This is a genomic window from Streptomyces sp. NBC_01515, from assembly GCF_045040345.1.
Classification (GTDB): Bacteria; Actinomycetota; Actinomycetes; order Streptomycetales; family Streptomycetaceae; genus Streptomyces.
Window position 1 is genome coordinate 5,329,395 of sequence record NZ_CP109416.1, and the last position, 24,198, is coordinate 5,353,592.

At 69.1% G+C, this 24,198-nt stretch carries 29 protein-coding genes; 13 read left to right on the forward strand and 16 right to left on the reverse strand.

What is annotated here, in order from left to right; genetic code table 11:
* Positions 1-82: 82 nt before the first annotated feature.
* Positions 83-1,024: a DedA family protein gene (locus OG407_RS23680; RefSeq protein ID WP_405860933.1), complete on the reverse strand. Its 942-nt coding sequence runs from the start codon at positions 1,022-1,024 to the stop codon at positions 83-85.
* 141 nt (positions 1,025-1,165) lie between these two features.
* Between OG407_RS23680 and OG407_RS23685 the strand changes: the two genes are divergently transcribed.
* The gene (locus OG407_RS23685) at positions 1,166-1,531 is read left to right on the forward strand and encodes a YbjQ family protein (RefSeq protein ID WP_363101818.1); all 366 of its coding nucleotides are present in this window, start codon (positions 1,166-1,168) and stop codon (positions 1,529-1,531) included.
* 21 nt (positions 1,532-1,552) lie between these two features.
* On the opposite strand, the gene OG407_RS23690 is transcribed toward OG407_RS23685, so the two are convergent.
* The gene (locus OG407_RS23690) at positions 1,553-2,341 is read right to left on the reverse strand and encodes a MerR family transcriptional regulator (protein WP_405860935.1); all 789 of its coding nucleotides are present in this window, start codon (positions 2,339-2,341) and stop codon (positions 1,553-1,555) included.
* 137 nt (positions 2,342-2,478) lie between these two features.
* On the opposite strand from OG407_RS23690, the gene OG407_RS23695 reads away from it, so the two are divergent.
* Together OG407_RS23695 and OG407_RS23700 are read left to right on the forward strand one after the other, a co-directional pair.
* On the forward strand, positions 2,479-3,762 hold the full coding sequence (locus OG407_RS23695) for an ion channel protein (RefSeq protein WP_405860937.1): 1,284 nt from the start codon (positions 2,479-2,481) through the stop codon (positions 3,760-3,762).
* Between the two features lie 38 nt (positions 3,763-3,800).
* Positions 3,801-5,207 (forward strand): glutamate decarboxylase, encoded by a 1,407-nt coding sequence (locus OG407_RS23700; RefSeq protein WP_405860939.1) that lies wholly within the window; start codon positions 3,801-3,803, stop codon positions 5,205-5,207.
* 273 nt (positions 5,208-5,480) lie between these two features.
* Here the strand turns inward: OG407_RS23700 and OG407_RS23705 are convergent, their stop codons facing one another.
* The 6 genes from OG407_RS23705 to OG407_RS23730 all read right to left on the reverse strand — a co-directional run bounded on the left by OG407_RS23705 (position 5,481) and on the right by OG407_RS23730 (position 11,086).
* Complete coding sequence (locus OG407_RS23705; protein ID WP_405860941.1) at positions 5,481-6,242, reverse strand: ABC transporter permease; 762 nt, start codon at positions 6,240-6,242, stop codon at positions 5,481-5,483.
* Positions 6,239-7,258: an ATP-binding cassette domain-containing protein gene (locus OG407_RS23710; protein ID WP_405860943.1), complete on the reverse strand. Its 1,020-nt coding sequence runs from the start codon at positions 7,256-7,258 to the stop codon at positions 6,239-6,241. Before OG407_RS23710 ends, OG407_RS23705 begins: the two co-directional genes overlap by 4 nt.
* 74 nt (positions 7,259-7,332) lie before the next feature.
* Positions 7,333-7,974: a PadR family transcriptional regulator gene (locus OG407_RS23715; protein WP_405860945.1), complete on the reverse strand. Its 642-nt coding sequence runs from the start codon at positions 7,972-7,974 to the stop codon at positions 7,333-7,335.
* A gap of 24 nt (positions 7,975-7,998) precedes the next feature.
* Positions 7,999-8,547, reverse strand: coding sequence for a DinB family protein (locus OG407_RS23720; protein WP_405860947.1), 549 nt, complete (start codon positions 8,545-8,547; stop codon positions 7,999-8,001).
* 134 nt (positions 8,548-8,681) lie between these two features.
* Complete coding sequence (locus OG407_RS23725) at positions 8,682-10,142, reverse strand: aldehyde dehydrogenase family protein (RefSeq protein WP_405860949.1); 1,461 nt, start codon at positions 10,140-10,142, stop codon at positions 8,682-8,684.
* Positions 10,143-10,261: 119 nt separating this feature from the next.
* The gene (locus OG407_RS23730; protein WP_405868559.1) at positions 10,262-11,086 is read right to left on the reverse strand and encodes a helix-turn-helix domain-containing protein; all 825 of its coding nucleotides are present in this window, start codon (positions 11,084-11,086) and stop codon (positions 10,262-10,264) included.
* Between the two features lie 354 nt (positions 11,087-11,440).
* Here OG407_RS23730 and OG407_RS23735 point away from each other — a divergent pair, with 354 nt between their 5' ends.
* Positions 11,441-11,956, forward strand: coding sequence for an ATP-binding protein (locus OG407_RS23735; RefSeq protein ID WP_403600674.1), 516 nt, complete (start codon positions 11,441-11,443; stop codon positions 11,954-11,956).
* A gap of 75 nt (positions 11,957-12,031) precedes the next feature.
* Here the strand turns inward: OG407_RS23735 and OG407_RS23740 are convergent, their stop codons facing one another.
* The 5 genes from OG407_RS23740 to rpmG form a co-directional block, all read right to left on the reverse strand.
* Entirely contained in the window at positions 12,032-12,250 is a 219-nt protein-coding gene (locus tag OG407_RS23740) for a DUF397 domain-containing protein (RefSeq protein ID WP_403600784.1), read from the reverse strand.
* A gap of 290 nt (positions 12,251-12,540) precedes the next feature.
* Positions 12,541-12,786, reverse strand: a complete 246-nt coding sequence (gene rpsR / locus OG407_RS23745; protein WP_405860951.1) for a 30S ribosomal protein S18 — start codon at positions 12,784-12,786, stop codon at positions 12,541-12,543.
* A 2-nt stretch (positions 12,787-12,788) separates the two neighbouring features.
* Positions 12,789-14,189, reverse strand: coding sequence for a GTP-binding protein (locus OG407_RS23750; RefSeq protein WP_405860953.1), 1,401 nt, complete (start codon positions 14,187-14,189; stop codon positions 12,789-12,791).
* A 2-nt stretch (positions 14,190-14,191) separates the two neighbouring features.
* On the reverse strand, positions 14,192-14,440 hold the full coding sequence (locus OG407_RS23755; protein ID WP_405860955.1) for a type B 50S ribosomal protein L31: 249 nt from the start codon (positions 14,438-14,440) through the stop codon (positions 14,192-14,194).
* A gap of 5 nt (positions 14,441-14,445) precedes the next feature.
* Positions 14,446-14,610 (reverse strand): 50S ribosomal protein L33, encoded by a 165-nt coding sequence (gene rpmG / locus OG407_RS23760; RefSeq protein WP_189326552.1) that lies wholly within the window; start codon positions 14,608-14,610, stop codon positions 14,446-14,448.
* 75 nt (positions 14,611-14,685) lie between these two features.
* Between rpmG and rpmB the strand changes: the two genes are divergently transcribed.
* The 4 genes from rpmB to OG407_RS23780 all read left to right on the forward strand — a co-directional run bounded on the left by rpmB (position 14,686) and on the right by OG407_RS23780 (position 16,536).
* Positions 14,686-14,922, forward strand: a complete 237-nt coding sequence (rpmB, locus tag OG407_RS23765) for a 50S ribosomal protein L28 (protein ID WP_403600661.1) — start codon at positions 14,686-14,688, stop codon at positions 14,920-14,922.
* Positions 14,922-15,227 carry a 30S ribosomal protein S14 gene (gene rpsN, locus OG407_RS23770; RefSeq protein ID WP_329349903.1) on the forward strand — a complete coding sequence of 102 codons (306 nt, stop codon included), beginning with the start codon at positions 14,922-14,924 and terminating at the stop codon, positions 15,225-15,227. Before rpmB ends, rpsN begins: the two co-directional genes overlap by 1 nt.
* Positions 15,228-15,326: 99 nt before the next feature.
* On the forward strand, positions 15,327-15,863 hold the full coding sequence (locus OG407_RS23775; RefSeq protein WP_405860959.1) for a hypothetical protein: 537 nt from the start codon (positions 15,327-15,329) through the stop codon (positions 15,861-15,863).
* A gap of 151 nt (positions 15,864-16,014) precedes the next feature.
* Positions 16,015-16,536, forward strand: a complete 522-nt coding sequence (locus tag OG407_RS23780) for a DUF4232 domain-containing protein (RefSeq protein WP_405860961.1) — start codon at positions 16,015-16,017, stop codon at positions 16,534-16,536.
* Between the two features lie 6 nt (positions 16,537-16,542).
* Here OG407_RS23780 and OG407_RS23785 read toward each other — a convergent pair whose 3' ends face one another.
* A complete protein-coding gene (locus tag OG407_RS23785) occupies positions 16,543-17,661 on the reverse strand; it encodes a DUF2786 domain-containing protein (RefSeq protein WP_405860963.1) in 1,119 nt (372 codons plus the stop codon).
* Positions 17,662-18,767: 1,106 nt separating this feature from the next.
* Between OG407_RS23785 and OG407_RS23790 the strand changes: the two genes are divergently transcribed.
* From OG407_RS23790 to OG407_RS23800, 3 genes are read left to right on the forward strand one after another with little or no spacing between them, the layout of a single operon-like run.
* Complete coding sequence (locus OG407_RS23790) at positions 18,768-19,391, forward strand: HAD family hydrolase (protein ID WP_405860965.1); 624 nt, start codon at positions 18,768-18,770, stop codon at positions 19,389-19,391.
* 5 nt (positions 19,392-19,396) lie between these two features.
* A complete protein-coding gene (locus OG407_RS23795) occupies positions 19,397-19,636 on the forward strand; it encodes a hypothetical protein (protein WP_405860967.1) in 240 nt (79 codons plus the stop codon).
* Positions 19,629-19,934: a hypothetical protein gene (locus OG407_RS23800; RefSeq protein ID WP_405860969.1), complete on the forward strand. Its 306-nt coding sequence runs from the start codon at positions 19,629-19,631 to the stop codon at positions 19,932-19,934. The genes OG407_RS23795 and OG407_RS23800 overlap by 8 nt, the downstream gene beginning before the upstream one ends.
* A gap of 45 nt (positions 19,935-19,979) precedes the next feature.
* On the opposite strand, the gene OG407_RS23805 is transcribed toward OG407_RS23800, so the two are convergent.
* A complete protein-coding gene (locus OG407_RS23805) occupies positions 19,980-20,627 on the reverse strand; it encodes a hypothetical protein (RefSeq protein WP_405860971.1) in 648 nt (215 codons plus the stop codon).
* A gap of 309 nt (positions 20,628-20,936) precedes the next feature.
* Between OG407_RS23805 and OG407_RS23810 the strand changes: the two genes are divergently transcribed.
* The gene (locus tag OG407_RS23810; RefSeq protein WP_405860973.1) at positions 20,937-21,653 is read left to right on the forward strand and encodes a Clp protease N-terminal domain-containing protein; all 717 of its coding nucleotides are present in this window, start codon (positions 20,937-20,939) and stop codon (positions 21,651-21,653) included.
* A gap of 22 nt (positions 21,654-21,675) precedes the next feature.
* Here the strand turns inward: OG407_RS23810 and OG407_RS23815 are convergent, their stop codons facing one another.
* Positions 21,676-22,221, reverse strand: a complete 546-nt coding sequence (locus tag OG407_RS23815) for a Uma2 family endonuclease (RefSeq protein WP_405860975.1) — start codon at positions 22,219-22,221, stop codon at positions 21,676-21,678.
* Positions 22,222-22,491: 270 nt separating this feature from the next.
* On the opposite strand from OG407_RS23815, the gene OG407_RS23820 reads away from it, so the two are divergent.
* Positions 22,492-24,180 carry a bifunctional 3'-5' exonuclease/DNA polymerase gene (locus OG407_RS23820; protein ID WP_405860977.1) on the forward strand — a complete coding sequence of 563 codons (1,689 nt, stop codon included), beginning with the start codon at positions 22,492-22,494 and terminating at the stop codon, positions 24,178-24,180.
* Positions 24,181-24,198 lie beyond the last annotated feature (18 nt).

The window sequence follows — 24,198 nt, forward strand, 5'->3', positions numbered from 1 at the left end:
AGCTCGGGGCGGGCTGTCTGTGGGCGAGTACAGGCTCGTTGTGGCTGGTCGCGCAGTTCCCCGCGCCCCTTAGGGCGTGTAGCTAACCCTGTGGATAGCTCTGGCCCTGGTTGTCGTACGGGGGGTACTGCTGGTTGCCGTACTGCTCGTTGCCGTACGGCTGTTGCTGCTGGGGCTGGTACGTCTGCTGGGGGTAGGGCTGCTGCTGTTGAGGCTGGGCGTAGTACTGGTCGTAGCCGTTGTTCTGGCCGTAGCCGTTGTTCTGGTCGTACCCGGTGTTCTGCTGGGGCTCTTCCACTCGCCGGAGTTGAGTCGTCGAGTCGTCCATGATCACGGGGAACGGCTGGGTCGCGGCCGGGTCGCCGGGCTGTTCCTGGGGGTCACGGGGGCCCTGGGGGTTCTTCTTGGCCTTGGAGCGGGCGCGCAGGAACTCGATGATGATCGGGACCACGGAGATCAGGACGATCAGGATGAGGATCGCTTCGATGTTCTTGTGGACGAAGTCGATGTTGCCGAGCCAGGAGCCGAGCAGGGTCACGCCCGCGCCCCACAGGACGCCGCCGATGACGTTGAACGTGATGAAGGAGCGGTACTTCATGCCGCTGACGCCGGCGATGATCGGCGTGAAGGTGCGCACGATCGGCACGAAGCGGGCCAGGACAAGGGACTTGGGGCCGTACTTCTCGAAGAACTCGTGCGCCTTGACCACGTTCTCCTGCTTGAAGAGGCGTGAGTCCGGGCGGTTGAAGAGCGAGGGGCCGACCTTCTTGCCGAAGACGTAGCCCGCCTGGTCGCCGAGGATCGCGGCGACGCAGATCAGCGCGACGGCCGCCCACAACGGGAAGTCGAGGGTGCCCGCGGTGATCAGCAGGCCGCAGGTGAAGAGCAGGGAGTCACCCGGCAGGAAGAACCCGATGAGCAGGCCGGACTCCGCGAAGACCACGAGCAGGAGGCCCCAGATTCCGAACCGGTCGAGCATGGTGTTCGGATCGAGCCAGCTCGGGCCGAGGGCGAGCGTCATCACGGTTCCGGGCTCCTGAGGGGTGGAGGGAGGTGCCAGCGTCCAGGTACAGCCGCACAAAGCTATCAACGCGATGTGTCCGTCCCAGGTTCCACCGGTGACTCCAGGATGCACTGTGCACCCCATAGGACAAAGCTGTGAGCCATGGGTATCGACGAATACGGCGGCGGCCAGGGGCCGCAGGCCGATGTACTGGTCGTGACGACGAACGACATCCCCGGCTACCGGGTCGAGCAGGTGATCGGCGAGGTCTTCGGACTGACCGTGCGCTCACGGCATCTCGGCAGCCAGATCGGCGCCGGTCTGAAGTCGATGGTCGGCGGTGAACTGAAGGGGCTCACCAAGACCCTCGTGCAGACCCGCAACCAGGCCATGGAGCGGCTGATCGAGCAGGCACGCGCGCGTGGGGCCAACGGCGTCCTGGCGTTCCGCTTCGACGTGACCGAGGCGGCGGACGTGGGCACCGAGGTGTGCGCCTACGGGACGGCGGTGGTCCTGGCCCGGGAGTAGCGGCACCCCCGGGCCAGGCTCCTAGGAGGAGGTGTGCCGGGACGCGTTCGCCAGGATCGCGTCCCTGAGGTGCTCGGCCAGGCCCGGGGCCATCGCGTCGTAGAACGCCTTGAAGCGCTCGTCGGAGACGTACATCTCGGCGAGGCAGCTGTGCATCTCGTAGGAGCACTCGTAGAACCAGCGGTCGATGTGCAGGCGGTGTTCCTCGGCGAGGTCCATCGCCGCGTCGGCGGTGGGGGGTTCGCCGACGGTCACCAGGGTGGCGTAGCGCTCGCTCCAGGCGTCGACCTCGGCCTGGAGTCGCTTCCAGTCGGCCTTCGTGTAGCGGGCGGCCCTGCGCTGCGACTCGGCGTAGGCCTCGGTGCCGCCCCAGCGCTGTTCCGCTTCCTCGGCGTACTGCTCGGGGTCCTTGTCGCCGAAGACCTCGAAGCGTTCCTCGGGGGTGAGGTTGATGCCCATCGTGCGTGCCTCCATGGCGTGTTCCACGGCCTCGGCCATCTTCTGGAGCTTCTCGATCCGGGCGGTCAGCAGCTCGTGCTGCCGGCGCAGATGCGCGCGCGGGTCCGTCTCCGGGTCGTCGAGCAGGGCCGCGACCTCGTCGAGCGGGAAGCCGAGTTCCCGGTAGAACAGGATCTGTTGGAGCCGGTCGAGGTCGGCGTCGCCGTAGCGCCGATGACCCGCGTGGCTGCGCTCACTGGGGACGAGCAGACCGATGTCGTCGTAGTGGTGCAGCGTGCGCACGGTGACCCCGGCGAACCCGGCGACCTGCCCTACGGAGTAGGAGTCGTCCCGCCCTACGGAGTAGCTCACTTCCCGCTCCCTTCTTCTGTCTGCGCTCCACGCTGAGGCCTCACGCCACGTGAGGTGCAAGCCCCACAAGCCGCACGGCCCTGCGGTGCTCGCCTCCTCAAGATGTTCGGTCCGTTTTGCCCGCTTATGGTGAGCCCGTGGCCCAGGACAGCGCGCGACAGGCACCCGTTGCCCCTACGACCCCGGCGCGCACCCTGCTGCCGTTGATCGTCCCCGCTCTCCTCGTAGGCGTGCTCGCGAGCCTGCTGTTCATCGGGGTCAGCGAGGCGGCCGAGCAGCTTCAGCACGTGCTCTGGAAGAACCTGCCCGACGCCCTGGGCATCGGGCGTTACTCGGTCCTCTGGATGCTCATCATGCTGACGGCCACCGGCATCGTGGTCGGGCTGGTGGTGTGGAAAGTGCCGGGGCACGCCGGTCCCGACCCGGCGACCACAGGCTTGGAGGCCGTACCGCTGCCACCCGCGGTGCTACCAGGTCTGGTCCTGGCGACCGCGCTGATGCTGGCCGGCGGACCGAGCCTGGGTCCCGAGAACCCGATCATCGCCGTGAACGTGGGGCTCGCGCTGTGGGCGGGGCGCAGGCTGGCGCCGCGGGTGCCGGGCGGGGCGTGGGGGGCGCTGGCCGAGTCGGCGACGATCGGGGCGCTGTTCGGGACGCCGGTCGCGGCGGCGCTGCTCATCTCGGAGGCGCTGGCCGGGCGGAACACCAAAGGGGCCCTCTGGGACAACGTGTTCGCGCCGCTCGCCGCGGCCGGTGCGGGCGCCATGACGACCACCCTGGTGGCCCATCCGACCTTCGACCTGCATCTGCCCGCGTTCGGCAGGCCCGGCTGGGGCGATCTGCTGACCGTCCTCTTGCTGGCGCCCCTGGCAGCGGCACTCGGCATGGTGGCCGTCTACCTCTTCCCGTACGCCCATGGCGCCTTCTCCCGCCTCAGGCACCCCATGCTGGCGCTGCCGGCCGGTGGACTGGTCCTGGGCCTTCTGGCGGCGCTGGGCGGCCATCTGACGCTCTTCAAGGGGCTGGACGAGGTCGGGGCGCTGGCGGCCGACCCCGAGGGCTGGTCGGCGGGCCAGTTCGCGACGATGACCGTCGTGAAACTCGCGGCACTGCTGATCGCCGCGTCCTGCGGCTTCCGGGGCGGCCGAATCTTCCCTTCCGTCTTCATCGGCGTCGCGTTCGGCCTCTTCGCCCACGCGGTCGTACCGGCCGTGGACCCGGCACTCGGGGTCGCCGCAGGCGTCCTGGGCATGCTCCTCGCGATCACCCGCCAAGGCTGGGTGAGCCTCTTCACGGCGGCGATCCTCGTGTCCTCCCCGGCGATCCTCGCCCTCCTGTGCATCGGCTCGCTGCCGGCCTGGCTGCTGGTGACCGGGAAACCGCAGATGCAGTTGCGCGCGGACGGAACTCCGGTTCGCTAGTACCCGTTGGTTCTTTTGATCCTTATCGGAGGCACGCCATGCCGTTGCACCAAGGTCCCGACCAGCCCGCCGAACGCCCCATGTCCGTGAACCCCTTCTACGGGGAGGCCAATCCGGTCGGCGGCATGACCGAGGCCCCGCCCAAGCACCGGCTCCCGGACGCGCCGCTGCCCCCGATGACGGCCGCCCAACTCGTGCACGACGAGCTGATGCTGGACGGCAACTCCCGCCTGAACCTGGCGACTTTCGTCACCACCTGGATGGAGCCGGAAGCCGGCGTCCTGATGGCGGAGTGCCGGGACAAGAACATGATCGACAAGGACGAGTACCCACGCACCGCGGAACTGGAGAAACGCTGCGTGGCCATGCTCGCCGATCTCTGGCACGCACCGGACCCGTCAGCCGCCGTCGGCTGTTCGACAACCGGCTCCAGCGAAGCCTGCATGCTCGCCGGCATGGCCCTCAAGCGCCGCTGGACACAACGCAACAAGGACCGCTACCCGGCCGCCCGCCCGAACCTGGTGATGGGCGTCAACGTCCAGGTCTGCTGGGAGAAGTTCTGCAACTTCTGGGAGGTCGAGGCCCGCCAAGTCCCCATGGAGGGCAATCGGTTCCACCTCGACCCCCAGGCCGCCGCCGAACTCTGCGACGAGAACACGATCGGCGTCGTCGGCATCCTCGGCTCCACCTTCGACGGCTCCTACGAGCCGATCGCCGACCTGTGCGCAGCCCTCGACGCACTCCAGGAGCGCACGGGCCTCGACATCCCGGTCCACGTGGACGGCGCGTCCGGCGCCATGGTCGCGCCCTTCCTGGACCCCGACCTGATCTGGGACTTCCGCCTCCCGCGCGTGGCCTCGATCAACACCTCGGGCCACAAGTACGGCCTGGTCTACCCGGGCGTCGGCTGGGCCCTGTGGCGCGACAAGGAGGCCCTCCCGGAGGAACTCGTCTTCCGCGTCAACTACTTGGGCGGCGACATGCCCACCTTCGCCCTCAACTTCTCCCGCCCCGGCGCCCAAGTAGTAGCCCAGTACTACACATTCCTACGCCTGGGCCGCGAGGGCTACCGCGCCGTCCAACAGTCCACCCGAGACGTGGCCCGAGGCCTGGCCGACCGCATCGAGGCCCTCGGCGACTTCCAACTCCTCACCCGGGGCGACGAGTTGCCGGTCTTCGCCTTCACCACCGCCCCGCACGTCACGACGTACGACGTGTTCGACGTCTCCCGCCGCCTCCGCGAACACGGCTGGCTGGTCCCGGCGTACACCTTCCCGGCCAACCGCGAGGACCTCTCGGTCCTCCGGATCGTAAGCCGCAACGGCTTCTCCGCGGACCTGGCCGAACTGTTCCTCGACGACCTGACCCGCCTCCTCCCCGAACTACGCCGCCAGCCCCACCCCTTCACCCGCGACAAGGGAGCGGCAACAGGCTTCCACCACTGATCCGGGCGGCACGGCCCGCCCCCCGCGTACGGCGCGAAGGCGACGTGTCAGGGGGTGTCCGCCCGCAGCGGTTGGCGCGTCAAGCACGGGCGAGCCGGTAGGCAACGGTCAGCGCGCCAATCCGAGGACGGACACCCCCCGACACGGCGCCGACCCCCAACAACGGCAGGGCGAACCACAACGCACCGGCACCCACCCACAAAGCCGGACCCCCAACCACCCAGGGGCGCGGGGAACGGCGCGACCAGCCACAACGCACCCGCACCCGACAACTCACCCTCCAAGCCCCCGAAACCGCCGCACAGCCAGCGGAAGGAAAACAACCAACAACCCCACCGGCCAGACCACAGCGGCCCAAACATGCCCCGCCTCTCCCCCGGGCCCACCAAATAGCTCCCGCACGGCAGTAGCGGTCTGAGACATCGGATTCCACTGAACAACCGCACCCAGCCACCCAGGCATGGCAGCCGGCGTAGCCAACGCATTGGACAGAAACCCAACCGGCCACACCAGAATCTGCACGGCCTGCACCATCTCAGGCCGCCCCGCCACCAAGGCCAGATAGATCCCGACCCACAACATGGCGAACCGGAAAAAGAGCAACAGCCCTACCGCACCCAGGAATTGCCCAGCCCCGGCATGCGGCCGCCACCCAAGCCCGAGCCCCACCCCGATCAGCACGACAAGACCGATCGCCGACTGCAACATGTCCGCAGCCGAACGCCCCACCAGAACGGCCCCGTCGGCCATAGGCATCGACCGAAACCGATCGATCACACCCTTGTTGAGATCCTGCGTGACGGCGACCATCGTCCCCTCAAGGCCGAAGGCCATGGTCAGCGCGAGCATCCCGGGCACCAGGTAGTCGACATAGTCCCCCTCGACCGCCCGCCCACCCCCGATCAGATACCCGAACATCAACAACAACATCACCGGGAAAACCAGACTCACCACAACCTGCACGGGCTGCCGCGCCCAGTGGGCGAGTTCACGCCGGGTCATGGTCCACGAATCGGTCAGAGCGTAGGCACTCACACGGCCTCCTTCACGTTCGCACCCGCACCCGCCCCGTCACCGTGCCCCGTCAGATGCAGGAACACCTCGTCCAAAGTCGGCCGCCGCAACGCCACATCCTCCGCATCGATCCCACCCTCCTCCAACGCCCGTACGACCCCGGACAGCGCCGCCATCCGGTCGGAGACCGGGGCACTGAGCAGCCGCCGATCGGCATCGACACGGATGTCGCCGGCAGGCAACGGCAACAGGGCGACAGCCGCCCCCAGTTGACCCGCGTCACGCAGAACGACATCGATACGGTCACCACCCGTACGAGACTTCAGCGAGTCCGGGGTCCCGTCGGCGATGACGCGCCCCAGGTCAACTACCGAGACCCGATCGGCGAGTTGATCGGCCTCCTCCAGGTACTGCGTGGTGAGCAGAACCGTCGTACCACCCCCGACCAGGGAGCGAACCGCCGTCCACACCTCGGCCCGGCCGCGCGGATCGAGGCCGGTCGTCGGCTCGTCCAGGAAAAGGATCTCCGGCGCGGTGACGAGCGAGGCGGCGAGATCCAGCCGCCGCCGCATGCCACCGCTGTAGGCGCGAACCGGCTTACGACCGGTGTCGCCGAGATCGAAGCGCTCCAGAAGCTCATCGGCACGCACGCGCGCGTGGCGAGCACCGAGGTGATGGAGACGCCCGAACATCTCCAGGTTCTGCCGCCCGCCCAACTCCTCATCCAGCGCGGCGTGTTGGCCGAGCAGCCCGATACGGAAGCGAACCGCGCGGGCCTCGCTCAGCACGTCGTGCCCCGCGACCTCGACACGACCGGAGTCGGGCCGCAGCAGGGTGGACAGGACACGGACCAGGGTGGTCTTGCCCGCACCGTTGGGCCCCAGCACCCCGTGCACGGTGCCGCGCGCGACCCGCAGATCGAGCCCGTCCAACGCCTTCTTGACCCCCTTGGAGCCGTCACCCCCCTCAGCCTTCCGGCTCTTCTTGTCGCCGTACGTCTTGTGCGCGTCCTCGACGATGATCGCCGCGTCGGCCACTGGACACCCCTTCGCTAGTCAAACTTGACTACGTGCTCGAAAGTAACGCCACACGCCTCGTTAGTCAAACTTGATTAGCTGGCATCCCCCGGGTGCCGCTCCCCCGTCGCGTACGGGTTCTCCTCGTCGTCCCTCAGGACACCGACGAACGGCTCACCCTCCCCCACGAAGGTGTACGCCCCGCCCTCGATGCGCTCGATCAGCCCCTGGGTCCACGCGGCCTCGGCGTCGGCCGTGTGGATCCAGAGGTTCATGATCTCGCCGATGTGGCCCAGCTGTTCGGGCCCGTCCTCGGGGATGTAGTGCTCGGTGACCGAGGCCCGCCACTGGGCGATGCCCCGGGTGCGCTCCTGGAGCAGTGCCACCGCCTCGGCCCTCGGCAGGTCCACGATGAAGCCGATCGCGGCGGACTTGACGTCCATCTGCTGGTCGTAGGACGTCAGCGCCTCGCGCAGCAGCCGGAAGTACTCCTCGGCGCCCCGGTCGGTGATCTCGTACTCGGTGCGGGGCGGGCCCCCGACGGTGGACGGCGCGACCTCGTGCGCGTGCAACAGGCCTTGCTTGGCCAGCTGCTTGAGGGCGTGGTAGATCGAGCCGGGCTTGGCGTTGGACCACTCGTGCGCGCCCCAGTATTCGAGGTCGTTGCGCACCTGGTAACCGTGGGCCCGCCCGTGCTGGCGCACCGCGCCGAGCACGAGGAGACGGATCGCTGACATGGGCTCAGCGTAGAACCCGCGAGGTCAGCCCCCGGTCGTGCCCCGTTCCTTCACGAACAGCTCGTAGGCGGTGGCCCCGTCCAGGGACTCGCGGATGATGTCGGCATGGCCGGCGTGCCGGGCCGTCTCGCGGATCAGGTGCAGACAGAGCCAGCGCACCGAGACGCGGCCCTCGGGCGGGAACCAGGGCTCGCTCGGGACCGGGAAGGTGTCGTCCAGGCTCGGCACCGAGCGGATGTACGCCTCGGTCTCCGCGGCGACCTTCTCCCAGTACGCGAGCTGCGACGCGACGGTCTCGCCGTCGACCAGCCGGAACGTCTCGTGCCAGTTGGCCTGGTCGCGCTGGACGGCCGGCGGCTCCTGCTTCGCCCGGGCGATCCAGCCCTGCTCGACGTCGGCGACATGCTTGAGCAACCCGGAGAGGGAGAGCTCGCTCGCGCTCGGCCTGCTCGCGGCCTGTTCCTCGGTCAGCCCGAGCAACGACCTGCGGATACCGCCCCGTTGGTCCTCGATGAACGTGAGCAGCGACCCGCGCTCGTCGCCCTGTGCGTCCGCGGACACGTGCGTGACCATGACCTTCGCCTTTCGCCGGTGCCGGCCGGGAGCCTGTCCCCCTGCCCGACGTCGATGAAGCTACGGGCCATCGAGGTCAGGTTCTGTCCTCAATGGCCCGCCGAAAGCACATGTCCAGAACCGGAAGCACCTGTCTAGAACGGGAACCCGCTCCGCCCGTGCTGCACCGAGATCCACTTCAGGCTGGTGAACGCGTCCAGCATCGACTCGCCGTTGAGGCGGCCCAGACCGGAGGCCTTCTCGCCGCCGAAGGGGACGATCGGCTCGTCGTGGACGGTGCCGTCGTTGACGTGGAACATGCCCGTGTCGATCTGCTTGGCGAAGTTCACGCCGCGCTCGATGTCGCCGGTGTGGACGGCGCCGCTGAGGCCGTACGGCGTGTCGTTGACGATGCTCACCGCCTCCTCCTCGCCGTCGAACGTAATGAGGAAGGCGACCGGGCCGAAGACCTCCTGGCGGAGCAGGTCGGAGCCGGCGGGGACGTCGGTGAGGACGGAGGGGGCGACCAGGTTGTCGGTGGTCGTGCCGTGGACCAGAGCCGTCGCGCCCTCGGCGATCGCCTGCTCGACGACACCCGAAAGGGCGTCCGCCTGCGAGGAGTTGATGACCGGGCCGATGACCGTCTGCGGGTCGCGCGGGTCGCCGACCTTGAGGGACTTGACCTTGGCGACGAACTTCTCGGTGAACTCGTCCCGGATCGACCGGTCGACGAGGACACGGTTCGCGGCCATGCAGACCTGGCCCTGGTGGACGTAGCGGCTGAAGACCGCCGCGTCGACCGCGTAGTCGATGTCGGCGTCGTCGAGGACCACGATCGCGCTGTTGCCGCCGAGTTCGAGCACCGTGCGCTTGAACTGCGCGGCGCAGACGGTCGCGACGTGGCGGCCGACCTTGTCGGAGCCGGTGAAGGAGATGACCTTCGGGATCGGGTGCTCGATGAACGCGTCGCCGATCTCGGCGATGTCCGTGATGACGACGTTCAGGAGACCGCCCGGCAGGCCCGCGTCCTCGAAGATCTTCGCGACCAGGGAGCCGCCGACGATCGGGGTGTTCTGGTGCGGCTTGAGGACCACGCCGTTGCCCAACGCCAGTGCGGGGGCTACCGACTTGAGGGAGAGGAGGAAGGGGAAGTTGAAGGGACTGATCACGCCGACGACGCCGACCGGGACGCTGTAGACGCGGTTCTCCTTGCCGTCCACCGGCGAGGGGATGATCCGGCCCTGGGGGCGCAGCGCGAGGTGGATCGCCTCGCGCAGGAACTCCTTGGCGAGGTGCAGTTCGAAGCCGGCCTTCAGGTGGGTGCCGCCGAGTTCGGCGATGATCACCTCGGCGATCTCCTGCTCGCGGTCCTCGATGAGCCGCAGGGCCTTCTCGAACACGGCACGGCGGGCGTAGGGGTTGGTCGCGGCCCACGCCTTCTGCGCGCGGGCGGCCGCCTGGTACGCCTCGTCGACCTCGTCGACCGTGGCTATGGTGATCGACGCGAGCTTCTCGCCGTCGTACGGGTTGAAGTCGATGATGTCCCAGGAGCCGGTGCCCGGGCGCCACTCACCGTCGATGTACTGCTGAGCCAGGTCGGTGAAGTAGGACGACATGTGATCCCTCAATCGCTCAAATCGTCAGCAGACACGATCAGTTGCAGACACGATCAACAGCAGACCGGGCGATCCCTCACGATCATCACGGTCTGATCACACGTCATCGTACTTGTGTTTCAAGAGAGTTGGAGCAGTCCCCGGAGAAGATCCCGGCTCTCGTCCGGGCCCGGACTGTCCTGCTGAAGCTCCTTCAGCGCCTTCTCGTACTGGGCCACGTCCTCGGCCTTGTCCAAGTAGAGCGCGCTGGTGAGCTGTTCGAGATAGACGACGTCCGAGAGGTCGGACTCGGGGAACGACAGGATCGTGAAGGCACCGGACTCACCGGCGTGCCCGCCGAAGCCGAACGGCATCACCTGGAGGCGGACGTTGGAGTGCTCGGAGACCTCGATCAGATGCTGCAACTGACCGCGCATCACCTCGCGGTCGCCGTACGGGCGGCGCAGGGCGGCCTCGTCCAGGACGATGTGGAAGTCCGGCGCGTTCTCGTTCACCAGGTACTTCTGCCGCTCAAGTCGCAGCGCCACCCGCCGTTCCACGTCGGCCTCGCTCGCGCCCTTCATGCCGCGCCGGACGACCGCGCGGGCGTAAGCCTCGGTCTGCAGCAGGCCGTGGACGAACTGCACCTCGTAGACGCGGATGAGGGAGGCGGCGCCCTCCAGGCCCACATAGGTGGGGAACCAACTGGGCAGGACGTCCGAGTAACTGTGCCACCAGCCCGCTACGTTGGCCTCCTTCGCGAGGGAGAGGAGTGAGATGCGCTCCGCCTCGTCCGTGATGCCGTACAGCGTCAACAGGTCCTCTACGTCCCGGGTCTTGAAGCTCACTCGCCCCAGCTCCATGCGACTGATCTTGGATTCGGAAGCGCGGATCGAGTACCCCGCGGCCTCCCGGGTGATCCCGCGTGCTTCCCGCAGTCGCCTGAGTTGCGAGCCGAGCAGCATCCGCCGCACCACCGATCCGGGCTCTCCCGCGCTCACGTTCGCCAGCCTCCCCAACCGTCTTCAGGGGCCGCAGTCTGCCACTAAAACACTTCGAGCAGTACTCGTTCGATTACAGAAATGGAAAGAAGAGGCGCCTGTTCACAGGAAGTTGTCAGGAAGACGTCAGGAAGATGCAAGACCGGGGCGCGAGAACGGCGCGAAGTTGGCGGAAAAAATGGCCAACAAGCGGTACGGGAGGGTCCAATTCGGTCAGCTGCACGTGCATCTGCCCTTGCATCTGCTGTACGCATCCGAAACCATGGTCTCGCGCCACCGCTGCATCGCAACGACCGCGAATTCCCGGGAGTGCCTCGCATGGGGACGAATGGATCGACCATGCTCGAGCCGTTACGGCAGGGCCTTCCGCCGCTGGACCCTTCGGCCGTGTCCAGCGCCGCGTCGTGTGCTCTGGCCGCCCGCTACGAAGCGGTGCGCGAGGCACGGCAGTTCACCCGCCGCACGCTCGACCAGTGGGACATAAGCGACCGCTTCGACGATGTCTGCCTCGTCGTCTCCGAACTGGTCACCAACGCGCTGCGGCACGCCCTGCCGGCCAACACCCCGCGCGTCCCGGAGCAGAACCCGCCCGTGCGGCTGCACCTGATGCGCTGGACCGAGCGGCTGGTGTGCGCCGTGCGCGACCCCAGTCACGACAGCCCCATCGCCTGCGAGTCGGAGGACTTCTCGGCGGAGTCGGGCCGCGGCCTGTTCCTCGTCGACTCGTTCGCCGACGGCTGGGGCTGGCACCCGCTGGCGGGCACGCTCAGCGGCAAGGTGGTCTGGGCGCTGTTCAGGCTGCAGGGCGGCGAGGCCGCGCAGCAGAACGCGTGAGGAACCGCGGCTCTTTTTTGATGCCGCGGTTCTACGCGCGTTCCCGCCGTTTCCGCAGGTCGGCGCGTTGTCCGGCTATCCCGCTATCAGGTGGTCGAACTCGCCGTCCTTGATGCCCAGGAGCATCGCCTCGATCTCGGCGCGGGTGTAGACGAGCGCCGGGCCGTCGGGGAAGCGCGAGTTGCGCACCGCGACGTCACCGCCGGGCAGCCGCGCGAACTCCACGCAGGATCCTTGCGAGTTGCTGTGCAGGCTCTTCTGCCAGGCCACTCCGTCCAGCTGCGTGGCAGCCATGCCGTTGTACACGTCGAACCCCAAGTACACGCTGTCAACGCGGTGGTCCACAGGTCGCTCCCGGTTGTGCACTGGCTGGTGTGGCCATTGATGCAGTGGTCAACTGTTCCGGATCATAGCCCTGTTCATGTGCAGATGCATGGGCAGATGCACGTGCACGGGGGGTGGTCCTCCGGTTACAGCTTTGACGACTGCTTTACCGATGCCGTTCCAGCGTCTGCCCAGGACCGGGCAGGACATGTACTAAGGAAGACGTGTACGGGGCCCCGCATGTTCCATGCGACGGGCAGCTATCGGGTCGAGTACGGCAACAATGCCATCTCCCGGGCGTTCTTGATCGCAGCCGCCAACTGCCGCTGCTGCCGCGCCGATACGCCGGTGACCCGACGGCTGCGGATCTTGCCGCGATCGGAGACGAAGCTCCGCAACAGCGCGGTGTCCTTGTAGTCGATGTACGTGACTCCGGCCGCGTCCAACGGATTACGGCGGGACTTGGCGGGCCGGCGCGCGGACTTGAGATCGGGCTTGCGGGGCACGGTCAGATCTCCAGAAGGGTGTCGAAGGCGGACGGGATGCGCTTCCAGGCGCTACGGCCCGCGGCGTACTCGATGTCGGTCAACAGGCAGGACTCCAGGAGCAGTTCGAGCCCGTCGCGGTCGAGACCGGGAGACGTGAAGACAAGGTGCTGACAGCAGTCCCCGTGCTCCGGATGCCAGTCGAGCGCGGCGGCGGCCCGACGCACCGCCGGCACCAACTCCCAAGCGGCATCCGGCAACGAGGCCAGCCACGGTCCCGCGCTCTCCACGCACAGCGCGCCCCCGGCCGCGTCCCAGTGCAGCAATGAGTCCGGCTTGTCCGCCAGCCAGAACCGCCCCCGGCTCCGGGCGGCGGCACAGGTGATGTCCTCAAGTGCCGCGTACAGCCGCTCCGGATGGAAGGGGCGGCGCCGGTGCCAGACGAGTGTGCTCACCCCGTGGGCATCGGCCTCGACGGGGAGGAGGGCGCAGGCGGGGTGTTGGGCTGCGGCTGCGGCTTCTACGTCGAAGCCGGCGAGGGCTGCGTGGGCGAGGACGCTGCGTGGGGCGGGGTTGGGGGACCGAGGTGGGGGTGGGTGGTTCGGGTTGTGTGCGGGGTGCGGGTCGGTGGGGGCTGGTCGCGCAGTTCCCCGCGCCCCTGGGGGGTTGGGGGTGGGCGGGGTGGGAGTCTGCGCCGGGGTGCGGGCGGGGTTGGCGGGGTCGTCGCGCGGAGGCGGTGCGGGAATCGCCCGGTCGCCGCGCAAGAGCAGGGCGGGGTTCGTCGGGGTGTCGTGGCCGGTCTGGGTGCTTCTGTTTCTCGGCAAGTCGGCGCCCCCGACCGGTACTTGGCGGGCCGTTGGGTGCAACTGGCCCAGTAGTTCACGGTCTTCGTCGTCGGCGTTGGGCGAGTCGAGGACGGCGAGGACCGGGGCGTACTCCAGTTGGCGGGCGAAGGTGTCCGCGACGGTTCGCTGGTCCGTGGCCGCCGCCGCGAGGCCGGTTTCGGCGAGGTCGTCGCCGTTGCCGAGGTACGGGAGGAGCAGGGACGGGTCCACGGCGGTGATGACGGCGGTGACCGTGAGGCCGCCGGCGGTGATCACCTCGGCCATCGCCTTGGGTTCGACGGAGTCCCACAACTCGACCACGGCGAGCCGGACTTGACCGGCTGCGGCGAGTCGGCGGAGTTCCGGGACCAGGTCCTCGCGGAGCGCGCAGCACGCGCAGTCGTTGACCAGCGGGGTCTCGCCCGCGTCGAGGATGCCCGTGGCGTCCCTGACCGTGCGGACGACCGTGCCGGCAGCGGCCGTAGCGAGGTCGTGGTGGAGTACGACGCTGCCGGGGACGTCGTGGAGGAGTTGGGCGACAGTCGCCCTGCGGGCGTCGGCGTGCAGGCCGGCGACGATCGCGACGGAGAGGTCGGGCACGGTCAGGCCTGCTTCCCGTACCGGCGCTCGAAGCGCTCCACGCGGCCGGCCGTGTCCAGGACGCGGGCCGTGCCGGTGTAGAAGGGGTGGCTGACGTCCGAGATCTCGACGTCGACGACGGGGTAGGTGTTCCCGTCCTCCCACTCGATCGTCTTCGTGCTCGTCATCGTCGAGCGGGTGAGGAAGGCGTGGTTCGCGGCGCGGTCCCGGAAGACGACGGGGCCGTAGGGCGGGTGGGTGTTCTCGCGCATCTCGGTCAGCGCTCCTCTCGGAAGTCGACGTGGCGGCCGACGGCCGGGTCGTACTTGCGCAGGGTCAGGCGGTCGGGGTCGTTGCGGCGGTTCTTGCGGGTCACGTAGGTGTAGCCGGTGCCGGCTGTGGACCTGAGTTTGATGACCGGGCGGAGTTCGTTGCGAGCCATGCCTGATACCTTACTGAAAATGAATTCCATTAGCAGCACCGGCTACGGCCCCGATCGAGGAGAGGTACGTCACTCGTGTCCGCCCACTGCATGCTGACCGGCGCACAGCCCGGCTTCGGCAACCGCATCTCCCACTCCCACCGGCGCACCTCGCGCCGTTTCGACCCGAACATCCAGTCCAAGCGCTACTGGCTGCCCGGCGAGGGCCGGTACGTACGGCTGCGGCTGAGCACGAAGGGGATCAAGACCGTGGACGCGATCGGCGTCGAGGCGGCCGTGGCCAGGATCCGCGAGCGCGGGGTGCGGGTCTGATGGCGAAGAAGAGCAAGATCGCGGCGAACGAACGACGGCGGGAGATCGTCGCGCGGTACGCGGCGCGGCGGGCCGAGCTGAAGGAGATCGTCCGGCGGCCCGGTTCGACGGAGGCCGAACGGGCCGCCGCGCAGCGGGAGTTGCGGAGCCAGCCGCGCGACGCGAGCGCCACGCGGGTCCGCAACCGCGACCAGGTCGACGGGCGGCCCCGGGGCTACTTCCGCGCCTTCGGGCTGTCCCGGGTGAATCTGCGCGGGCAGGCTCACAGCGGATACCTACCCGGTGTCCGCAAGTCCTCCTGGTAACCACTGGTAGCTTGCTGCGGTCGTACCGGCCGAGGCCGAGGCCGAGGCCAACGCCGATCGGGCGGCCGTCCGCGTCCGGCTACAGCTTGGGAGCTACGAGTGACTACGGCGAATTCGACGGTGTCGGCAGCGTCCAGGGTTTCGGCGGTACGGATCGTGGCCGTCGCTGCCGGTCTGGCGGGGGCGCTCGCGTTGACCGCGTGCAGTGGCGGGGACTCCAAGGACGACTCCTCGTCCACGCCGAGCGCGTCCGCGACGTCCACGGCGTCCGCGGGCTCCGGGAGTTCCGGGGGTTCCAGCAGCGGCCCGTCGGCCGCGTCCGACGGGCTGCAGGGCAGTTGGCTCGCCACGACGGACGGCAAGGCGGTGGCCCTGGTGGTCACCGGCAAGCAGGCCGCGATGTTCTCCACCGGCGGGAGCGTGTGCAGCGGGACCGCCGGTGAGGAGGCGGGCATGCAGATGATCCACCTCAAGTGCACCGACGGCAGCAAGACCCGAGCCACCGGAATGGTCGACTCCGTCAGCAAGTCGGCGCTCGCGGTCACCTGGTCGGGGAGCCTCGGCAAGGAGACGTACACGCGCTCCGAGGGCGGACAGTGGCCGTCGGGGTTGCCTACGGCGAGCTTGGGGTCGTAGGGGTGATCCCGGGGGGCATGGGGCTGGGGTGATCCCGGGGTCGTAGACCCGTCATGGCCCTGAGGTTGTAGGCCTTGGGGTGGGGGCCGTGCGTAGCTCCCGGGGTGTAGGCCGGTCGGCGGAGGGGGGTTCGGTGCGGGATGATCCCCTCATGCGCACTGTTCCCCTCGCCGTCGCCGCACTCGCGTCGGCTCTGCTTCTGACCGCCTGCGACAGTGGCGGCGGCGGTGGTTCCTCCGACAGCAAGAACGGGTCGGCCTGCTCGTTCGACGGGGTCGCCGTCCAGGTCGGGCCGGCCAGTACCGCTCCGGCCGCCGGTGACACCGGTGAAGTCCCCGTCTCGCTCACCAATCAGAGCAAGCCGTGCGACCTGAACGGGTTCCCGGGTGCCACGCTGGCGGGCGGCGGCACCAAGGTCGTCCTCTCCACCCAGAAGGGCGCCAAGGCGCAGAAGCTGAAGCTCGCCAAGGGCGACGCGGCCTCCTTCACCATCACCTACGTGCGCGGCAAGGCGGGCGACAAGCTGAGCCTGGCCGCGACGAAGGTGGTCATCACGCTGCCCGGCAGCAGCGACACCGCGAGCTACAAGTGGTCGTACGGCCCCGTCCAGGGCAAGACCTCCGTGAGCGACTCGGACGCCTCGGTCAGCGCGTTCACTCAGGCCGGCGACTGACGGCCGTCAGTCCAGCGGCGGTCGGGCCCTGACCTGGGCCCGGTCCGCCGCCTCGGCGCCCTGCGTCCAGCCCGCCTCGTCGGTGACACCGCGCAGGCGGGTCGTGGTCGTCTCCGGGAACATCGCGTCGACGCGGTCGGTGACGGCGACCTCGCGGGTGGCGAGCACCGGGAGCAGGTCGTCGGTCACCTGCGTCCCGGCGGCGCGTGCCAGCCGGTCCCCGATGCGGTGGGCGTAGGCCGCGAGGAAGGACTGCCGGAAGGTCTTGGTCCGCCGGCGGCCACCCGCCCGCTGGGCCGCCTCCGCCCGCGTCATCGCGGTCGTGGCCTGCACGAGGAGCGAGGTGTAGAGGAGTTCGACCACCTCCAGATCGCCCTCGAAACCGACGACGGTCGAGAAACCGAAGGCCTCGTTCCAGACGGCCCGGCAGTGGTTCGCACCGGCGACCGCGTCCAGCAGCACCGCCTTCGCCTGCTCGTACGGCGCCTCGACCCCGATCCGGCACGCGCCGGGCGCGTCCTTCGCCGGCGCCTGCGCGTCGAGCAGCGCCTCGTCGATACTGTGCCGCGCCATCAACTCCTGCGCCTTGGCACTCAGCGCCTCCGCCTCCTCCGGAAACCCGGTCGCCTCCGCCTTCGCGAGCAGCGCGCGGATCCGGGTGAGCATGCGGGAGGCCGGCCGACGGTTCTCGTGCCGTTTCGGTTCGTGTCCGTCGTCCAGGGGTTCGAGGCTCGGCAGCCGCAGGAGCAGACGGTACAGCTCCAGCACGGTGGTGGCGTGCGTGAAACGGTCCGTGCGGGCCGGCTCTTCGGCGCTCAGTTCGTCGACCTGCGCCGCCCAACGGGGGCCGCGCGCCCGGTCGTCCGGCGCCTGCGCGCGGATCAGCGCCGAGACGAGCCGTACGTGCACGTCGTCCAACTCCCGCCGAACCAGCCGTACGACATCCGCCGGCTGCCAGCCGCGCCGCCATGCCGCCGCCACGAACTCCCTTCCCCGGCCGGCCAGTTCGGGGTCCGCGGCGGGGTCGGCGGCGAGGATCGAGGCGCCTGCGTCGAGGGCGTCGTGGGTGTCGGTGTAGAGGGCGGCCTCGAAGGCTCGCTCGACGGTGGGGGTCTTGCTGGTCACGGGGTGATCGTGTCATGGGGTGGGGGGCTGGTCGCGCCCGCGCGGCGGAGCCGCATATCGATACAGCCCCGCGCCCCTATGGGCATCGGGGTGGGCGGGGTGCCGGGGATCGCCTGGTCGTCGCGGGGCCTGAGGGGATCCGGTGCTCGGCGAGAGCCCGGAGCGGTGTGGGCGTTGATCACATGCTTGGCGGTGCTGTTCGGGGATGGGGCGGCGGTACTGGACTCGATGGCCTGCCGCCAAGTACACGCGCGGCTCGGTGAGTTGGCGGATCGGTAGGCCCTGACGCCGGTGTTCGTCCCGCGCGATCCGGTGACCTCGTCGTACGGCGACCGGGTCGTTTTCCTCTTCGGCGGGCGGGGAGCAGGGAGTTTCGCGGGCCGACGACGGCCGAAGGGTGGCGGGCCCGTCGGGGCTGGGAGAAGTGCCATGCTGATCCTTTCTTCGTTGCCGCACGCGTTGGCCTCGCCGTTCCGTCGCTTCGTCTTTGTGGCGCTCGGGGTTGCCGGCCTCGCCCTGCGGTGGGCGTGCCGGTCCGAGTACCGCGGGGCGCCGAAGCGGCTCACTCATCCACACCCTGTGGACAACCAACTCCTCGCGTGAATCGGGGCGTTGGGCCGCGCATGGGTGAACGGTGGCGGCCGACGGGTGCGCGGAACACGGTCGGGAGCCGCGCGCCGGTCGCTGCGGTGCAGGCGGTGGTGAGTGATCGGGCGCTCGTCCTGACGGTGGACGGGCGCCGGCTCGCCGACCTGGCGGCAGCACGCGGTTCCGCGCAACTGGGCTCTGTCGTCGCTCTGTTCGGCACGGCCGCCCGGGTGCACGCCCTCGCCTCTGTGCGCGTCTCCGCGTTCTTACGGCGTCGGCCTTGGCCTTGGCCTTGGCCTTGGCCTTCGTGATCGTGGCGCATTGCGCTGCGGCGAAGGGAGTTGGGGCTGATGCGGATGACAGGGGCGAAACGGGGCAGGTGCAGGGGATGCCACTCAGGGAGGCGGGGGTACGTAACTGAGGAGGCCCGGTGACGAGGCCAGGCGCGTGTGCCTCTCAACTCGCCAGTCGTGCAGGCGCGTTGGAGCTCCGAGCACCGGCTGGCAAGATCGCGTCGTATGGAGACCTTGCCGTTTGACGCCGTGCTGTGTGACTTCGATGGAGTCGTGCACGTGTGGGATCCGGACGGGATGAACGCGTTGGACCGGGCCTGGGGACTGGCCGAGGGGACGTTGGCCGGGGTCGCGTTCGAGGGTGAGCTTCTGCAGGCGGCTGTGACGGGGCAGTTGGGCGATGAGGAGTGGCGGTGCCGGATCGCCGACGACCTGGCGCCCGTCTGCGGATCGGCCGAACGGGCCCGTGAGTTGGTGGCCGCGTGGAGCGCGCTCACTGGCCGGGTCGACCCCGACGTCGTGGAACTGCTCGCCGAAGTCCGCCGCACTGTGCCCGTGGTCCTGGTCTCCAACGCCACTACCCGGCTGGAGACTTACCTCGCCGAGGTCGGGCTGGCCGGGTCGTTCGACGCGGTGGTCAACACCGCCCGCGTCGGGGTGGCCAAGCCGGACCCGCGTGTCTTCGAGTTGGCCGCGCGGCGCGTCGAAGTCGAGGCCAAGCGCTGCCTGTTCGTCGACGACACCGTCGGCCATGTGATCGCCGCCCGGGAGGCGGGACTGACGGGGCTGCACTACGAGCACGTCGGTCAACTGCGTGACGCGGTCGCGCCGTTGCTGCGTCGAGAGTGACGCCGGTGCTCGACACCGTGCCCGTCCGGCGGATCGCCGGGGAGTTGAAGGCCCAGCCGATGAGTCCTTGCGCGCAGATCGACAGGAAGGGCGACCTCTTCGAGCTCGTGCACGACACCGCCGTAGAGGAGACCCTCGTAGGGGACGTCCCCTACGACTGGCGGGAGGCGTTGCGCGTGCTCGCGCGGTACAACGAACGGGCCCGGAGTTCCGATCGGGTCCGCCTCGCTCAAGCGCATGGGTGAATCCGCGGCGGCGGTGCGGGGGTTGGATGCGAAGGGTGCCGTTCTGCGGGCGCTCATTCGCCGTGGACACCGTCATGCTGGGCCGCGTGATGGCCGAACTGTCGGGCGGGATCCGGCACCGGGCCACCGAGGCCGTCAGCAGTGCGCGTGCCGCGAGGCCACCACGGAGTACATCCGGACGCGGATCGGCGCCGGCAAGCTCCCCCATCTCACCGACGCCCGTTTCTCCGAGCTGCTCTACAACGACGATCCCGAGGCGAGTTTCGAGTGCGGTGTCGCCGGATCACTCGCGCAGTAGCGGCTCACGCAGTGGAATTCCGCGACCACTCACCGCCACACGCTTCTAGAAGGCGCTCGCAGCCGCCGCTTCCGCCGCCGGTAGCAGTTCCTTGCTCTGCTGGATCATTCTCTCGTACGTGCGGTCGTGGTCCGCATTGTCGAGAGCGAATCGCAGGAGGGAGCCGGACCAGGCGTCGAAAAGGGCGAACGTGCGGTCCACCATGCGCTTGGATTCCTCGCGCTGGGCGTCGTCGAGGGAGGGCAGGCTTGTTTCTTCGACTTCCGGGGACTTGATGCTGTGCGACGCTTCCGCCATGTAGTGCTTCGTACCGAAGAATTCGCATTCACGGCCGTCCCGCAAGGCGATTCCGCGACAGTGGGTGAAGATCGTGATGGAGACGGCCTCGATGGACTCGACCATGGCGAAGACGGCGTACGTGGGTGCGTCGGCGGCGAGTGCGGCCAGTTCCAGGACGAGGCGTCGGGAGTGCTGGAAGTCCGCGCTCCACAGGACGCGGGCGGCGTCCGAGAGCGGCATTTCGCGATCGGCACCCAGCTTCTCCAGGTCGGTCAGCATCCACTGCCAGTGGAAGTCCTCCTCGTACGTGTGGGCGTTCAGCAGGGCCTGCAACCGGTCGAGTTCGGCCTCTTCCTCGCCTTTGCGGAAAACGTACTTGTTCAGGTCGGAGTAGCCCATGATGAACGGAATCACACTGGGGCCCCACGCCAGGCGCTTTTCGCCGGGGAGTGACTCGTCGGCCAATAAGTCGGTGAAGAACTCATGCCCTTCGTACGATGTCCGACATTCCTCTATGTAATCGATGACCTTTTGCACGATAACTCCATTGGGGAGGCAGGGATGTCGGAGATGTTGGGGATGTCGGAGGTGACGACCCGCCATATCTATCATTATCGAAATCGCCGCAGGTCGGCTTTTACTTGATCACGCCCTCACCTTCACCCCACGGACAGGTGTCAACCCGGAGTTGACACCCCGACGGTGTCAACCTAAGGTTGACACATGACGACCAACCCGAACGTCACCTCATCCGTACGTCTCGACGACCTCATCGCGGCCATCAAACTGGTCCACCCCGCACCGCTCGACCAACTCCAGGACGCGGTCATCGCCGCCGACCACCTGGGCGACGTGGCCGACCATCTGATCGGGCACTTCGTCGACCAGGCCCGGCGTTCCGGCGCGTCCTGGACGGACATCGGCAAGAGCATGGGTGTCACCCGGCAGGCCGCCCAGAAGCGCTTCGTGGCGAAGGAGTCGGCCGACCTCGACCCCAGTCAGGGGTTCGGCCGGTACACGCCGCGCGCCCGCAACACGGTGATGGCCGCCCACAACGAAGCCATCGCCGCCCGCAACCCCGAGGGCCGCCCCGAGCACCTGGTCCTCGGTCTCCTCGCCGAACCGGACGGCCTCGCGGCCAAGGCGATCATCGCGCAGGACGTCCTCCTGGACGCCGTACGCCAAGCCGCCACCGCCGCCCTCCCCCCGGCCGCCGACGAGGTCCCGGACCTCGTCCCCTACGGCCCCGGCGCCAAGAAGGTCCTCGAACTCACCTTCCGCGAGGCCCTGCGTCTCGGCCACAACTACATCGGCACCGAACACATCCTGCTGGCCCTCCTGGAGCATGAGAACGGCGAGGGCGTCCTCAATGGCCTCGGCATCGACAAGCCGACGACCGAACAGCACATCGCGGAGATGCTCAGCGGGTTTCAGGGCTGAGACGGGCAGCCCGCCGCTCGGGTCAGAACTGGCTCGTGTCGAGGTCGAACCCGAGCGGCTCGGGCAGCGCCACGGTCTTGGAGATCTCGATCTCGGCGGCACGCGTGTAGCGGTCGCCGGTGGGCTCGCTGTAGACGATGACCGTCCCGGCCTCGCGGTCGATCAGCAGGTAACAGGGGATGCCGGCACGGGCGTAGCCGCGGAGTTTGGGACCGCGGTCGTTGTGGGCGGTGGACTCGGAGGTCACCTCGCCGACGAGCACGATGGGCGCGGGGTCGTGATAGCGCCGGTCGTCGGCGAAACTGCCCTTCGGGGCGATCACCAGATCGGGGACGACCTTGCCGGTGAGGGACGCGTCCGGAACGTCCAGGCCGATACCGGTATACGTACGCAGATCGCCGTCGTGACGGTTGAGCGTGACCTGCTCCGCCGTCTCGGACACGATCTCCTCATGCTCCCCATTGGCCGGAGGCACCACGTGGATCTTCCCTTCGATCAACTCCACGCGCCAACCCTCCGGGGCAGCGGCGTCGAACGTGTCGAAGGCGGCCTCGACCGAAGCGTCCATGCGCCTCTCCTCAGTCGGACTCGGATGAGGACTCATCGGACTCGGATTCGGATGAGGACTCAGTCGGCGTTCTGGGGCGGTCAGTGCCACGGCGGACCTCCTTCGTACGGAGCGACCCTGTCAGCGTAGGCGAGAGGGCCGTCCGTGATCTCGTGACGCGTCACCCGTACGAGTGTGCGCGTGACGTTTCTTCGCTCGGAGACGCTGTGCGGGCGACGCGATTCGCGCAGGTCGGGGGCGTTGTCAGACCCGCGTGCCACACTCGCCAACATGACCGATCGCTGGGCGCTCGCGCCGGCCGAGGGCGGTGGTGTGGAGGTCGCCGCCCTCGGTCCTGACGGGCTGCCCACGGGGGCGGTGGGGCGGGAGGCGGATCTTGTCGAGGCCGTGCGGGGGCGGCCCGACGTGGGGCGGTGGGTGTGGCGGTCCACGGCCGAGGTGTATCCGGCGCTGCTCGCCGCGGGGGTACGGGTGGAGCGGTGCTACGACGTCGAGGACGCCGAGACGCTGCTGCTCGGGCACGAGGGGCGGCACGGCGAGCCGCGGTCGGCAGCGGCCTCGCTGGCCCGGTTGCGGGGCGTGGCCGTACCGCCGGATCCGCCGCAGCGGGCCGCCGAACCGGGCGCGCAGCCTTCGCTCTTCGAACCGCAGAGCGTCCATCTCCCCCTGGCCGACCTGCTCGCCGTGTACGCCGAGCAGCAGCGGCGGCACGACGCCACCACCCACCCCGACCGGATGCGGCTGCTCACCGCCTCCGAGTCGGCGGGGATGCTGGTCGCCGCCGAAATGAACCGGGCGGGGCTGCCGTGGAGCGCCGACGTGCATCGGGAGATGCTGCACGAGTTGCTGGGCGAGCGGTACGCGGGCGGGGGTGAGCCGCGGCGGCTCGCCGAACTCGCGGACGAGGTGTCCGTCGCCTTCGGGAGACGGGTGCGGCCCGATCTGCCGGCTGACGTGGTCAAGGCGTTTGCCGAAGCCGGGATCAAGGTCAAGTCCACCCGGCGCTGGGAGATCCAGTCCCTCGACCATCCGGCCGTGAAACCGCTGCTGGAGTACAAGAAGCTGTACCGGATCTGGGTGGCGCACGGGTGGTCCTGGCTGCAGGACTGGGTGCGGGACGGGCGGTTCCGGCCGGAGTTCCTCGCCGGCGGGACCGTCACCGGGCGCTGGGTCACCAACGGCGGGGGCGGGCTGCAGATCCCCAAGATCATCCGGCGGGCCGTGGTCGCCGACCCGGGCTGGCGGCTCGTCGTCGCCGACGCCGACCAGATGGAACCGCGGGTGCTCGCCGCGATCTCCCGCGACCCCGGGCTGATGGAGGTGGCCGGACGCGCCACCGACCTCTACCAGTCCGTGTCCGACCGCGCCTTCTCCGGCGACCGCGACCAGGCCAAGATCGCCGTGCTCGGCGCGGTCTACGGCCAGACCTCCGGCGACGGCCTCAAGAACCTCGCCGCGCTCAGACGCCGGTTCCCCAAGGCGGTGGCGTACGTCGACGATGCCGCGAAGGCCGGCGAGGAGGGGCGGCTCGTACGGACCTGGCTGGGGCGGACCTGCCCGCCGGTGGCCGGGGGCGAGGACGCGGCGGAGGAGGCGGGCATCCCCCAGGACGAACCCGTCACGACCCCCGCCGACCAGGGCTGGGTGCCGGGTTATGCCTCCACCAACTCCCGCGCCCGGGGCCGTTTCGCCCGCAACTTCGTCGTCCAGGGCAGCGCGGCGGACTGGGCCCTGCTGATGCTGGCCGCGCTCCGGCGGTCCTGCGCCGACCTTGCGGCCGAGCTGGTCTTCTTCCAGCACGACGAGGTGATCGTGCACTGCCCGGAGGCGGAGGCCGATACCGTCGCCGCCGCGATACAGGAGGCGGCCGACCTCGCCGGGCGGCTGACGTTCGGGGAGACGCCGGTGCGGTTTCCCTTCACGGTGGCGGTGGTTGAGTGTTACGCCGATGCCAAGTAGGGCGGGGGAAAGATTCGG